Source organism: Fundicoccus ignavus, from assembly GCF_009659375.1.
Classification (GTDB): domain Bacteria; phylum Bacillota; class Bacilli; order Lactobacillales; family Aerococcaceae; genus Fundicoccus; species Fundicoccus ignavus.
Genome location: NZ_WJQT01000035.1, coordinates 1 through 12,983 on the forward strand (window position 1 = coordinate 1; position 12,983 = coordinate 12,983).

General features: G+C 33.2%; 10 protein-coding genes, 1 tRNA gene and 2 pseudogenes. 4 read left to right on the top strand and 9 right to left on the bottom strand.

The genetic code is table 11. The annotated features are described in order from the left end of the window. Nucleotides 1-132: 132 nt before the first annotated feature. The 6 genes and pseudogenes from GF867_RS14270 to GF867_RS13205 form a co-directional block, all read right to left on the bottom strand. A pseudogene (locus GF867_RS14270) lies at nt 133-237 on the bottom strand (helix-turn-helix domain-containing protein); the annotation flags it as partial. Between the two features lie 621 nt (nt 238-858). Further along, entirely contained in the window at nt 859-3,306 is a 2,448-nt protein-coding gene (locus tag GF867_RS13185) for an AAA family ATPase (RefSeq protein ID WP_153833559.1), read from the bottom strand. Nucleotides 3,307-3,444: 138 nt separating this feature from the next. After that, nucleotides 3,445-4,050: a hypothetical protein gene (locus tag GF867_RS13190; protein ID WP_153833560.1), complete on the bottom strand. Its 606-nt coding sequence runs from the start codon at nt 4,048-4,050 to the stop codon at nt 3,445-3,447. A gap of 324 nt (nt 4,051-4,374) precedes the next feature. Beyond that, nucleotides 4,375-4,635: a hypothetical protein gene (locus tag GF867_RS13195; protein WP_153833561.1), complete on the bottom strand. Its 261-nt coding sequence runs from the start codon at nt 4,633-4,635 to the stop codon at nt 4,375-4,377. 25 nt (nt 4,636-4,660) lie between these two features. Further along, nucleotides 4,661-4,969 carry a hypothetical protein gene (locus tag GF867_RS13200; RefSeq protein WP_153833562.1) on the bottom strand — a complete coding sequence of 103 codons (309 nt, stop codon included), beginning with the start codon at nt 4,967-4,969 and terminating at the stop codon, nt 4,661-4,663. 312 nt (nt 4,970-5,281) lie between these two features. Continuing rightward, nucleotides 5,282-5,875, bottom strand: a complete 594-nt coding sequence (locus GF867_RS13205) for a DUF6017 domain-containing protein (RefSeq protein ID WP_153833563.1) — start codon at nt 5,873-5,875, stop codon at nt 5,282-5,284. Nucleotides 5,876-6,234: 359 nt separating this feature from the next. Here GF867_RS13205 and GF867_RS13210 point away from each other — a divergent pair, with 359 nt between their 5' ends. After that, nucleotides 6,235-7,374: a tyrosine-type recombinase/integrase gene (locus GF867_RS13210; RefSeq protein WP_153833564.1), complete on the top strand. Its 1,140-nt coding sequence runs from the start codon at nt 6,235-6,237 to the stop codon at nt 7,372-7,374. A gap of 108 nt (nt 7,375-7,482) precedes the next feature. Here the strand turns inward: GF867_RS13210 and GF867_RS13215 are convergent. The 3 genes from GF867_RS13215 to GF867_RS13225 all read right to left on the bottom strand — a co-directional run bounded on the left by GF867_RS13215 (nt 7,483) and on the right by GF867_RS13225 (nt 9,471). After that, nucleotides 7,483-7,555, bottom strand: a tRNA-Thr gene (locus GF867_RS13215). 78 nt (nt 7,556-7,633) lie between these two features. Beyond that, nucleotides 7,634-8,953 carry a DUF2254 domain-containing protein gene (locus GF867_RS13220; RefSeq protein WP_022796604.1) on the bottom strand — a complete coding sequence of 440 codons (1,320 nt, stop codon included), beginning with the start codon at nt 8,951-8,953 and terminating at the stop codon, nt 7,634-7,636. 71 nt (nt 8,954-9,024) lie between these two features. After that, nucleotides 9,025-9,471 (bottom strand): DUF4385 domain-containing protein, encoded by a 447-nt coding sequence (locus GF867_RS13225; RefSeq protein ID WP_138404456.1) that lies wholly within the window; start codon nt 9,469-9,471, stop codon nt 9,025-9,027. A gap of 393 nt (nt 9,472-9,864) precedes the next feature. Between GF867_RS13225 and GF867_RS13230 the strand changes: the two are divergent. The 3 genes and pseudogenes from GF867_RS13230 to GF867_RS13235 all read left to right on the top strand — a co-directional run bounded on the left by GF867_RS13230 (nt 9,865) and on the right by GF867_RS13235 (nt 12,349). Beyond that, a pseudogene (locus GF867_RS13230) lies at nt 9,865-11,202 on the top strand (IS91 family transposase). Between the two features lie 16 nt (nt 11,203-11,218). Next, nucleotides 11,219-11,362 carry a hypothetical protein gene (locus GF867_RS13785; RefSeq protein WP_172974043.1) on the top strand — a complete coding sequence of 48 codons (144 nt, stop codon included), beginning with the start codon at nt 11,219-11,221 and terminating at the stop codon, nt 11,360-11,362. A gap of 321 nt (nt 11,363-11,683) precedes the next feature. Next, nucleotides 11,684-12,349: a DUF6199 family natural product biosynthesis protein gene (locus GF867_RS13235; RefSeq protein ID WP_153833565.1), complete on the top strand. Its 666-nt coding sequence runs from the start codon at nt 11,684-11,686 to the stop codon at nt 12,347-12,349. Nucleotides 12,350-12,983: the final 634 nt, after the last annotated feature.

Sequence of the window (12,983 nt, forward strand, 5' to 3'; positions counted from 1 at the left end):
TAGCTTATCTCAATGGCTAGGGGCATCTCTGTATTTACTGGCTCACCTTCCGCACTGGGTAGCTCTGTTTCATGCATCAGGTGGCTCTAATCTCCGCTCAAGTGGCTCTATTTATCCGCAATACTCAATTTTGACGGTCCTTGTGACTGTGCTCCTACCAGAAGCCACGATTTTAGCAATTTTCCTTAAACTAAAACCAGCTTCGTGCAGCCGCACTATTTCTAAATAATTGGGCATTTCTGCACCTCCATCCTAATTTTTGTATGGTTCAAACCATACATATTAGTTATACCATTAGAAAAACAAAAAGAACCACAAAAGTGGTTCAATCAAAGCGATTCATCTGGCTCAAGCAAGAGCGATTTAGGTGGTACAGTTTAACGCGACGACGTGGCTCTAATAGAGCGCCGTATCCATTATTCATTAAGCTTGCTTACCACAAATGAAATTTTTATTACTATTTATGATAACTATGTTCCATTATAATGCGACACCTTCTTTTCCAGCAAGTTTACCGACGGATGTGTGACGGTTTGGTTTTGGGAAATATTAGCCAGAAAAAAAGTACATCTCAGGGGTTAAACCTTGATGTACTTTCTAAATTAATGTGATACCGGCTATAGGGATCAAACCTACGGCCCCCGCGTTACGAGTGCGATGCTCTATTTCGTAAGATTTTCATATGAAGTTAATTGACATCAAAAGCATGCTATACAAATTTTTTTAATATCGTTACCACTTATCTATTTCAAGCAAATACTAAAATAGTTGGTGGAAAGTTGGTGAGAAATTAATTAATAGGGGTCAGCGAGAAAGCTATTTAAACTATTTATTAAAAATCCTGCTAGTACAAAACATTTAACCCACTGAAACTCTATTCAAGATATTCTCTGAGTGCTCCTTAATTTTAGTCATTAACATTTCTTTTCTTGCAGATCCATTACACTTTAAATTTGACCTAACAAAAAGAGAATCTAATTCATATAAAAATGAAAGAACATCTTTAGCTACTTTCCTTTTTTCATCAGAGTCAATAAGCCCAACTATATTATTAAACGGTGATGCTTGAGCAGTGTCACGCATATGACTTTCATCATGCAATAAAAACCGGTACATCAGATTACTATAGTATTCTCGCTTATGAACATCTTCAATCTTCTCAAGAATTTCTTTCTTGTTAGATAATTCTGTAATAGTTGCATTGTAATTAAATGCCCCGTATCCTTCTAGTACTTTTCTAAGTGTATTGCCAATTGAATCATCAAGAAATACTTCTTCTTCATTATCATAGGCGTATTCCGCTATAAAAGTAACTAAACGAGACATTTGATGGAATTTTTCAAAGTTAATTGTCTCTAATTTTTTAGCTCTCAATTGATGTCTCGTAGCTTTTAAGCGTCCTAATTCACTTCCGCCATAGATTTGACTAGATTTACAGAATTCTCCAATATCATCAAACATTTTAGAAAATTGAATCATACTCTGGAAATCATGTGAGAATAGTATTATTTTTGATTCTTTATTCCCAAGTAAAATTTCTTTGAATTCTTTTCTCATAAAGGAATATATGCCAATTTTGTTATTAAAATCTAAACTAGATATTGGATCATCTACTATAATTAGTCTAGGTTTATCGTATTTATTATTCTCTTCACAGTTTTCATAAAGTTTTGTGAAATAATAACATAAAGAAATAATATTTCTCTCACCTACGGACAAATTTTTCAACTTTACATCCTTTCCTCTTGCCTTCACATTATAATCTCCTTCTCTATCCTGGGTTAATTTGATCCGGTCCTTTTCGAAGAATATGTATTCTAATTTTTTGTTAATCTCATCTAAGGCTATTTTTTCATTAGCTTTTTTTGCTTTCAAGCTATTTTCTGATTCTATAAGAGCTGCTAATTTTTCGGAATAATCTTTTTGCGTATCTAGTTCTTTATGATATTGAGCCAAGGTTTTCTTATAATCTTCAAATACAGCGCTGTATTCTAGAGACACTAGTTCACTGTTAGTTTGAATTAAATCTTCTCTGACTTTCTCTAAATCAGCAAGTTTCTCATTATAATTAGTTATCTCTTCGTTTATTTTAGATAGTAAACTGGCTATATTTTTCTGAACACCTGCAAAATCGTACTTCTCTATATCAAGTACAATATATAGACTTTCTTTTTTTTCTTCTAACTTCTTAATCCAAACATCAAGAATGTCGTTGTAACTTTTGATCTCTGTATTAATTTCTTTGATAGACGTATATATGTGTCTTATATCTTTAAATTCTTCTAAATCAAATGTGGCGATTTTCCTTGATTCTAAAACATTAATTTTGTTATCAATTTTATTAACCACATCTTTATTTTCTGTTGTTTGTAACTCATTTACTAAAAGAAGTGCATTCTTCTTAACAGCTAATGTTAATTCCTGCATACAAAAAGGACAAATACAACTTTTTTTATCTTCCATAGTATTAACTACGTCTTCATAAAATTTGTGTCCTCTATTTTCTAACTCATCAAATAACCAACCTATTTCACTTTGATCTTTTCTTTTTGGCATTACTGTGTATAGTAATTCTAGAGTTTTGTCTAAAATTGAAGGTGACAAAAAATCTAGATTTAGATTTTCTTTTTTTTTTGAATTACTTCTTTTTAGTAGCTGATATGTATCTAAGTCAGCGTTAAATTTGTTACTTAGCTGAGTTAAACTCATATTCGATTCATTATTTTTAGAAGTAAATATAATCGAAATATTATTTTCAGTTACCCGACTAGCCACCGAATTCCCTCTGATTTTCATATCTCTTTTCGCCCAACCATCATCTGATTGAAGGTTTTCTTTTAGCACTCTAAACTTGTACAGATGGCTCGATTCATTATTTGGTTTATTTAACTCATTTATTTTTTCACTAATAGGACTTAACTGTGCTTCTATATTTGTTTTCGCTTCTTCAATTTTTTTTAATTCAGCATCGATATCTACTTGTGTACCAAACATTACAACGGATTTTAAGCCCTTACTTTTATATTTAACATTGCTATCAACAAATTCTTCTCCATAAACTTCTACATCAAATTTTTCTCCGTCTTGTATAAAATTTCCACTATCTGTAGTTAAACTCAATTCAAATTTATCTGCTTCTTCTTTCTCATTAAAAACATTATAGAATGCATTACAAATTGTACTTTTTCCAGAACCATTCTTTCCAAATATTAAAGAGACTCGAGAATTGTTAGAAAAAAAAGGCAATAACTGATAATCCTCAAAGTAGCCTCCTTTGATTTGAATACCCTTTAACTGATTTATCATTTTCCATCTATCCTATCCATATATATGAAAACACATGATATTTAATGCGTTCTCATCTTCTTATAATTGTGTTTTTTTACTTTGATTTTCCAATTTTAATTATTTCTATAATTTTATTGTTATGACTCCTACTTATAATTACTTACTCCTAATATTTTTTCTTTTTAATTGGCTCCAATCATTATCGATACTATTTTTCTTTACTATCCACGGCTTCTCAACTTCTAAAAAAAACAATTCGATAAATTTGTCTTTTGTATTGTAATAACCTAATCTAATTTCGTTAAAATCAATATTTAACTCTTCTCTACGGAGAATGAAATAAAGATCGTATCTACTGATTGTATTAGGTTCCATAAGGAATGAATATGAACCATTGTCTCCAAATGCTTTTAGCTCAGATTCTTTTGCATCTCTATAGTGATGAATTTGCTTCATTTGACAAATTTTTTTGTTGTTTTTGTATAAATATATATTTAAATTCCTTAATATTTCTTTTTTGTTTTTAGTGTTTTGAATTTCAAGCCACAGTGGAACCGAAAAAACAATGTCAGATCCATCTTTATGGAATCCCCAACTAGCACCATTTATTTTACTATATACAATTTTTTTATATATTTTCACTTTACCCCTATTGACTAATGCCCAATTCATTAATTGTTGAATTATATAAAAAGTCGTAGTAGATACTAATGATATTAGACCACCAATTATAAGTAAGCTAATTTCAGAATATTCACTCATCGTTTATTTCTTCACCTTTACCATCAGAATAAATTATATTATTTATTTTTTCATTAAATCCATTCGATTTTTCTTGTGTCAGTTGATTTGTATCTATCTCCAAAGAATCTAACTTACCGAACTCTTTCTCTAAATCAAGAAGTATCATTTTTTGCTATACTTTTGATTAATTGGCTTTTTGCCATTTTTTCTCTCCTTCTACATAACTTAATTTTTGAATTCCAATTTTTTTTATAACTATCTTTATAATATCATTTCTTGCTTAATTATTCACCGTCATTAGAATATGCAAACACACACAACGATGTTCGTCGTGTGTTTTTGCTATAATTTTAAGTTGAGATTATGCTGTTTAGCAATCTCCACAAGCTTATCATACTCTTCTAACTTTACTGTTATATTTCTTTCTTTTTCTGGAAGAATATATTTTTTCTTAAACTCCAAAAAATCATCTGAACCATTCAGATATAAGCCTACTGCATTATTAATAATTTCTACAATCGTTAATCCTTTAAAAAAAGCATACATTTTTATTTCAGAATGTCGTTCTTTATCAATTTTAACTACGGCCGTACTAGTACTCATAAGCAACTCACCTTTTTATACTTTATTAGTCTCTCCATTCATCATCTAACATATCAATTCCACTTACCATAAAATGAAAAAGACGGTTGTTACTATCGATAAATTCTTGCAGTGTCTCACTCTGATTGGTTAAAGTATAGTTTAAATTATCCACTACACGATCAAATTTATCTTCTTTTAGTTTAGTTAATTGAAATTCACAATCATTTTGTATGAGCATCTTTATATAATCATTTCTACTAAATTCTGTTCCTATTTTATTCCTAATATCTTTTGCTTTTCGTTCTATTTCTTTTGCATATGCTACGTCAATGCTTCTAATTAAAATGTCCATTCTGTACCTTCTTTCTTGTAATACCTGTATTTGTTAAAGAGCATAAGGGAACCCGATATCGCTTGACTAAGTCAGGCGATAAATAGGCTGTGCCTATTGGGTTTCTAAAAGATTTTAAGTGGTATCACATTTCAAGACTTTTCCATGTCTTATCCATGCGATATTTCGACATTTCCATGCTTTATCCATGCGTTTTTTCACTCTTTTACCCTTCTTCCATGCTCTTTCCATGCTCTATTTTTAGTGCTTTTTGCTATTACTCTTGATTAAATACTCTTGTTTCACTAAGTTGTTTGACATTAAAAAATAAGTTTATGTGTTTTGTTCTACCATAACTCTGTGGGAATAATCAAATTCCATAGTCATGGATGCATTGTAGATTGAAGTAATTAAGTACAATCGAATATTCCTCACTTCAATCTTTGTTTTTTCCAAACATTCCAATACATATTCAATATGAAATTGATTTGTTTTTAAAAATATTTCCTTTACCAAGTCAATATCATAATTGGTATTATTCATTTTAATTGTACCCGATTGCTGACTAAACACATCAACCATAATGGATAAAATGTCTTTTAGTTTATTTCTGTCTATTCTCTTATCCGTCATCAAAATGTCGTAGGAAATATTTTGTTTAATAATTTCCTTTACTTCTTTTATAGATGGATGGATAGATTCTCCCTTAATTGAATTTGAACCCTCTGATATAATTTCTGGGGTAATCTCTGTAGTACTCTTTGTATACGTCTCACCAATATTAGAGAGGAGCCTATCTTTTATTAGTGGGGTATCTCTCTCTTTTTGGTTAGGCGCCTCACTTTTATTGGTGATATCAAAATTATTTGAATATTGAACCCTAGAAGAATTTTTATCTTTTACTGGGTAAATCTCTGGAAAGGTCATTTCGAGCAGTCTAGGAACGTTTAATTTAAGAAACATTACATTGTTTAACGGTGTTCCATTTGCAGCTAGAAAGTTTCTTGTAGTTCTCTCAATTACTCCGCACTGTTCTAATCGCAGAGGAGAAAGAAACGAGTTATGAAGATTATCATATAGCATATCAGCAATGGAAAGAAGCATCGAATACCAAAATAGAGATTAACCTACTTTTATTTGCGATGGAGTACCTTGATTACAAGAAAACAACATTTTTCTGGCCCCAATCGTTTTTCAATAAAAATGGTAAAGCTCTTTTTACAGATTATCTCGAGTTAAAATACAATTAAAGCTTTTTCTCGCTGACCCGAGAAAGGAAAATTGTAATGGTAAAATTCGAAAAATATATAAAGAAAGACGGTAAAAAAGCGTGGATGTTTAAGGGGTATATTGCCACTGATCCCTTAACTGGAAAGAAGAAACATGCTACTCGGCAAGGTTTCCATACCAAGCCAGAAGCTAATAATGCTTACTTAAAACTCCAACGTGAGGTTCTAAAAGGAGAAAATATAAGCAGAACTCAAAAAAGCTTTGAAGAAATAGGAAACATGTGGCTTGAACAGTACGTAAACACAGTAAGAGAAAGCACCTATCGTAAAACAAAGGAAATATTAGAAGTTCATGTCTATCCTATTATTGGGAATAAGAGAATCAATACAATCAGTCTGAACATGTGCCAAGTAATGGTAAATAGTTGGGCAAAAAAATATGTTAAATTCTCTACCTATGCTAGCTATACTTCTAAAGTATTCAAATTTGCTATGAAACATGATCTTATTGAGAAGAATCCAATGGAGTTAATTACAATACCTCGTAAAGAAAGAAAAAAAGAGGAAAAAAGCTTTTATACGATTGAAGACCTAAAAGTATTCTTTGACTGTTTAGAAAAAGAAAATGATTTGAAAAAACATGTTTTTTTCAGGCTTCTTGCCTTTACTGGAATGAGAAGTCAAGAGATTCTTGCTCTAACTTGGGCAGATATTAGTATAGAGGAATGTATGGTGAACGTTAATAAAGGTTTAACCGAGGATATAAACAAAAATGTGGTGGTTGGTCTTACAAAAAATCAATCTTCTAATCGCTTAATCGGTATTGACGAAACAACAAGAGATATTCTATCTAAATGGAAAGAACTCCAGTATCAAGAAAACACCATAGCGAATCGAGTTATTAAAGAGGAAGAGCAGTTTATCTTCAACAACAAGGATAATAAGCACTACCATACTGGCAGTGCTTCTAGGTGGCTAAAAGAACTCATAAAGAAGTACGACTTAAAACCGATCACTCTTCATCAGTTCCGCCATACTCATGCTAGTTTGTTATATGAATCCGGAATGGATATTAAAAATATCCAAAATAGATTAGGGCACTCTACGATTGTAACTACCCTTAATACTTATACTCATTTGAACAAAAAGGCTTCAAATGACGTTGGTGTATCATTCAAAAACTACGTAGGTTTTTGAAAAAGGTTGGTGGAAAGTTGGTGGAAACCACTTTCCACTAAAAGTGGATAAAAAAATAGACACATCAAAGGTCATCAAAACCTAGATATATCTACTTTTTTCGTATTATGCCGGATGCAGGATTTGAACCTGTGACCCCCGCGTTACGAGTGCGATGCTCTACCAACTGAACTAAACCGGCATTCTTTGTGTTTTGAACTAAAGAGAATATTAAAAACCTATCAGCGAAAAATAACACAGATAGTTTTCAGTTTCAAGCTCATTCCTCTAGCTCAGGATGGTTAATCCCTAGAATACGTTGTTGGCGTTCCTCGATATTTTGAATATCTAGTCTTTCCGTAAAATTGGGACTCGTTAGATTAAACAGATAATTACTGTAATCCTTAATATAGTTTAGCTTCTTCGGATGTGCAGAATAAGCAACTGTCAACAAAGAGTCAAACAGTGCCACCACTCCAGAAATATCTTGCTTCATATAGTGAATTAATTGCCAATAACTTTCATATAAGTCTTTTGGAAAATTATTGAAATCATAAATCACGTTACCTCCCGAAGAAAATGTCTCATCAGTGTCTTCGCCCATTACCACAAACCTTCCTGGTATACTGGCAAATTTTGAATCCAACAAAGCCTTGTAGTTTAAGATATAAATGGCGGTATTAGGATCATTTATGCCTGGCGAAACCGCCCTCAGAGCTACTTCAATCAATTTAGCTCGAGCAAAATTTGGATCGTACATAGAAGAAGGTTTTTCTTCATAAGTTAGGGTGCGGTTTATTGCCGCTTGGAGCTGTGATTCATCTTTAACTTTTCGGTTAGTGTATAAATCGACTAGCGGCTGATTTGCGGAAATAAACTCTCCTATTCTTAGATGTAGCACTATGGTGCCTTTGAATTCCTTGCTCAGTTCAACTAGTCGATTAAAATTAATATATTCAACATAACCACTCTCGTTAGCCTTTACTGTGAAGATGTGTAGCGTGTCTATTTGAGGAAGATGATCCAACAAAGGCATTTCTTGAAAGTATTCAATCGTTTCATCCGCAACTGACTCGGCCTCCTTGTACAATTTAGTCACAAGATGGTTCAATTGTACGGATATTGCCACATTATAAACGAACTTCGTAAAATAAAAAACGCAGGCAAGGGCGTACAATAAGGCAATGGAGGCCGAAACAACCAAATATTCATCTTCTGAATTGCGCATAAAAAACAAAGAGGAAAGACAATAAATAAAACCACCAAGAAAAATCCCCAAAGTTTGCATAGATGTTTTCTGTAAGAGAAAATTCTCAACAGTCCGGGGACTGAAATTAGATGAGTAGAACGAAATGACCGATAACATCGTCCCAAACGTGAAGGTTGCCACTGAAAAAAGGGAACCCGCTAGCAGGCTCAAGATTGATTTGGCCAGATTGACGCTCGTTAGAAAAACAGTCGGGAAATAGTCCACCACATTTATCATTCTGGTGTCGAGCAAGATAACACCAATCGCTAAAATGAAAGAAAAGAGCACGCTCCCTCCTAGAATAAGCCAAATACGTTTATCTTCAAAAAATAAGCCAAATGCCTTGACCATGTTCTATAACCCCTCCTTTGATAGAATAATTTTCTCTATTATACCACTCGCTCCTTAGGAATGACTTCTTTTCAGCCGTACTTTTTCTGATGTTCTTTCTTCAACTTTAAATACGCTTCATTTTCCCTCACAATTTTCCACTTCTCTTCAAAAATGGTAGCTGACTTTGCTTTTTCTTCGTCTATTATTCTTTCTTTTATGTCGCCATTTTCATCATATTTGCGACCACCTTTGTAATTGGCGTAACGTCTAGATCTAGTGTAGCCCATTTGAAGAAACTTCCGACTCATATCCATACCCACAAAATCACCGGCTGCCTGGTAATCCAAAAACAGCTGGTAGATTTTGTCAGAAGATACTTTAGCAATTTCTGGAGTCTTAAAACGCCAATGTGGTAGTATCTCGCTTTTATAAGGTTCTACCAGAAGCACCCCTTGTTCTCCTCGGCCCACTCGATACAATTCAGGCTGGTCCCGGAAGTTTATCTGAGCGAAATCCAGTTCATAATCAAAGGCCATGTTACCCCCCCTCATGTCGATCCATTTCACTTTTTCTGTTTAGTTTTGTTACTAAACATGACGTTAATTTTGTGTTCCAGGCAACTATCTTGTCTGCTCCTATCCGGAAGACAAAAAAGCTAGATTCGTAAAGGTCTCGCTAACATTTGTCTGTAAATTGTTTTCAATTTTATCATCATTTATGGTACGAATGTCCGTATCATCGATAGGTAATAAAATCTATTAGCTGTTTGATACGGTACAAAAAACATACTAAGATTAGTAGTGAGTAAACCACGACGGTGGATTACTCACTACTATTTTTTTATAGTATAAGGGATTATAAGTTAAATGTTGATATGATAGAGTTGGTTAACGTTTTGTCTTTAAAAAGTGATAAGGTAAAATAGAGATATGAAAAAGAATATTCTCCACGCGATATTCTTTGATGAATATAATCACTGGGATAATATTGTGAGAAAATATGATCAAAGGATTCGGACAGTGGTTCAATCAGAAGTGGATAAATTTCGTCACTGTGGAGAAATTATTAGAGGGTTTCGTTTATTTGTTTGTGAAGGATGTAATGACGTTAAAAAAGTAGCTTTCCGATGCAAAGGAAAATTTTGTCCTATTTGTGCGATGGGTGAAACTCAACGCTGGAGTGAAACTGTCGCAAAAGACATGTATAAGACTGTTCATCGACATATTGTATTTACGATTGATGAAGGCTTACGAAAATTATTCCTTCTCCAACGGGAGAAATTATTGAAAGGATTAATGGATGAATCGGCTAAAATTGTTAAAGACTAATTTAAGAAGAAAGGCATAGAACCTGGTATTACCTTGGGCGTACACACATTTGGTTCAAAGTTAGAGTTCAATCCACATGTTCATATGATTGTGACAATGGGAGGATTGAATAAACAAGGTGAGTGGGAAGACTATGATTATATACCTTTTAAAATGTTACGAATCTTCTGGCAGAACGCAGTTCTGAAACTTCTGAGACGAGTATTAACACCAGTCCAGAAACGAGAGTTTCAACACTTACTTCAGAAAGCATATCCTAAGAATGCTGAAGTATTCTACGTAAATGCCCCAAAAAGAAGTCGGACAAAAATAACAGGACTTCTACAATATATTGGAAGGTATATGAAAAGAGGACCAATTGCTTTAAGTCGAATCAAAGCTTATGACGGAGAAATAGTTGCCTTTATCTATCATGATAAGAGAACAAATCAAGAAAAAACACTTGTGATGAGTGTGGAAGAATTTATCTTGTCGTTGACACGTCATATTCCTGACAAAGATTTTAAAATGATTCGACATTATGGTCTTTACAGCCGAAGAATTAAGGCACTTGCTAAGAAAATTGTTATTGCATTCCAGGAAAAAGTGAAAAAATTACTCTTTAATGCAAAGGAAATGTTAAAGCCTAAGACATGGAGAGAGCGAATAGTTGAACGTTTCAAACAGGACCCTTTAAAATGTTCGCATTGTGGCAACTACTATGAGTTCAAGGGGACTGTTGCGCTTAAAAATGGGCATCTAAAAGTTGTTTATGCGAACGATGTACAAGCCCATAGCTGTCTAAAGAGGGAGATTAAACGCCTTGAAGAAGAAACGGACAAAATTGAAAAAGAACAAATATACCAAAAAACTTTTAAAGAACTTCGGTTCAACTGGGAATCACTCCAAAAAAGCATCGAGCAACGAGACCGTGAACTTTATATGTTTACAATGTGGTAAAGAGGAATTAATTCCAATGGAAGTTGTTGAGCATTTTGATTTCTTAGATGGTGGGGATCCATTGGATCCACCTAAATTCAATTGTGAAGAATGCTACGGTGAAATGATACCAGAATATTTTGAAAGTCATACGGGTATCATTTATGACAATAGAACATAAAAATAAGAAGGTTCGCACAATATAAAAAGTCCTCGGGTGAACTTACCCGAGGTTTTCTTAGATTTAATCGTTGTTTTAAGAAAGGTTAACCGCTTTTCAAAAGAAATAAACCAATGAATTACATATAGAGTTTATGTTTGTTCTTCAAACTAGTAAAATTTTGGATGAACCACTTATCGAATGTGTTCAGTTATTAAAATATTTGTCCCTTCACTAACTTTGTAAGAAGAATAGAATGGCTAACTCCTCGGAGCCTTTCATTTGTTCATAAGTATTGAAAACAAATATAATAGAGTAAATAGGTGCGAAGGGGTGGGTTAGATGTCTAAAATAGTTAAATTAATTTCTCTATTATTGGTGATGACTTTCATTGTTGTAGGATGTCGGACAGAGAAAGCTCAGGAAGTCGCAACATATGATGAAGCGCACTCTATGGAACAGCGTGATCGATACCGTGAACTAACAAGCTATTTTAACGAAGAATATGCAGATAACTCAGATGATATGGAAAAGGATCCGCTTTACTCTGAATATGTGCGCTTAAATGGTATCGTCCAGATTGGGGATGAGAGTCGAGTAAATATTTTTAAAGGAAGGGTTTATTTAGATAAGCAAACTATCCAGTATGGGAATCAAGTGATTGAGTATAATGAAAATGAAAATACTATAGTTCTATCAGAGAACCCAACAGAGTTGATGGATGAAACTTTCGTACGAATGATTCGGTTGGCTAAGCAACAAGAGACGGAAGATCGTGAACATAATTTTAGACTCTTAATAACTGCAGGCTGGTTGCCTGTATTCACACTGATTGTTGGATTAATCGGTTGGTTTAAACCAAGGTGGGTATGGTATTTTGAGGGTGGTTTCCGAAATAAAGATGCAGAACCTTCTAATAATGCCTTGTTATTTGTTAAAATTCAAGCAGTGATTGCTTTTACTTTAACCATCTTTTTTGTATATTTGCTATTTAATCGAATGAGTTAGTTTTTAGATGAAAACTAAATCTATTATTATTTAGCAAATAAAATGATCCTGCTGACATGATAACTCTCTTTAAATTATTTTCTACAAAAGTAAACGATTTTGAATGGTGTTATTTTATTCTTCCTGAATTCTCGCGACTCATAACAAGGAAACTTGCTCTGAAGATTGATTGTATAATCTTTAGAGCACTTTTTTATATAATACGCTCTAAATATTTGTAATTGCAGGCCATTTAGATTCGATCGGTCTGCTCTTTACTAATACTTAACTCTTCGCATGGTAGTAATACATAGCCTTCAGCTTGATTATTTGTCATTACTTTCTCCATTTTTTATAGTAGATTATGAAGGAGAGATCGTAGGTTCTTTAGGTCTTTTTTAGACCGTACAAAAAACTGGTCCGCTTCATATCCTTAGTTGATTCTGTTTTGAGTATGTTGGGCCCTTTGAGGTCGTGTATAGGAAATGGGAATCGATAAGGCTTTATGAAGACTTCAATTAATTTAGAAAGGATGATTACATTGGATGTTATCGCATTAGATGTAAGTAACGGTCGCAGCTATGTTGTGCATTATTCTGATAATAAGTGTCTATTCGAAGGGTGGATGATTCATAACCAAGAAGGGTTAAATGGC

Coding starts and splice junctions, on each gene's coding strand:
- GF867_RS13185 (WP_153833559.1), bottom strand. CDS start 3,306: ATGATAAATCAGTTAAAGGGTATTCAAATCAAAGGAGGCTACTTTGAG.
- GF867_RS13190 (WP_153833560.1), bottom strand. CDS start 4,050: ATGAGTGAATATTCTGAAATTAGCTTACTTATAATTGGTGGTCTAATA.
- GF867_RS13195 (WP_153833561.1), bottom strand. CDS start 4,635: ATGAGTACTAGTACGGCCGTAGTTAAAATTGATAAAGAACGACATTCT.
- GF867_RS13200 (WP_153833562.1), bottom strand. CDS start 4,969: ATGGACATTTTAATTAGAAGCATTGACGTAGCATATGCAAAAGAAATA.
- GF867_RS13205 (WP_153833563.1), bottom strand. CDS start 5,875: ATGACCTTTCCAGAGATTTACCCAGTAAAAGATAAAAATTCTTCTAGG.
- GF867_RS13210 (WP_153833564.1), top strand. CDS start 6,235: ATGGTAAAATTCGAAAAATATATAAAGAAAGACGGTAAAAAAGCGTGG.
- GF867_RS13220 (WP_022796604.1), bottom strand. CDS start 8,953: ATGGTCAAGGCATTTGGCTTATTTTTTGAAGATAAACGTATTTGGCTT.
- GF867_RS13225 (WP_138404456.1), bottom strand. CDS start 9,471: ATGGCCTTTGATTATGAACTGGATTTCGCTCAGATAAACTTCCGGGAC.
- GF867_RS13785 (WP_172974043.1), top strand. CDS start 11,219: ATGGAAGTTGTTGAGCATTTTGATTTCTTAGATGGTGGGGATCCATTG.
- GF867_RS13235 (WP_153833565.1), top strand. CDS start 11,684: ATGTCTAAAATAGTTAAATTAATTTCTCTATTATTGGTGATGACTTTC.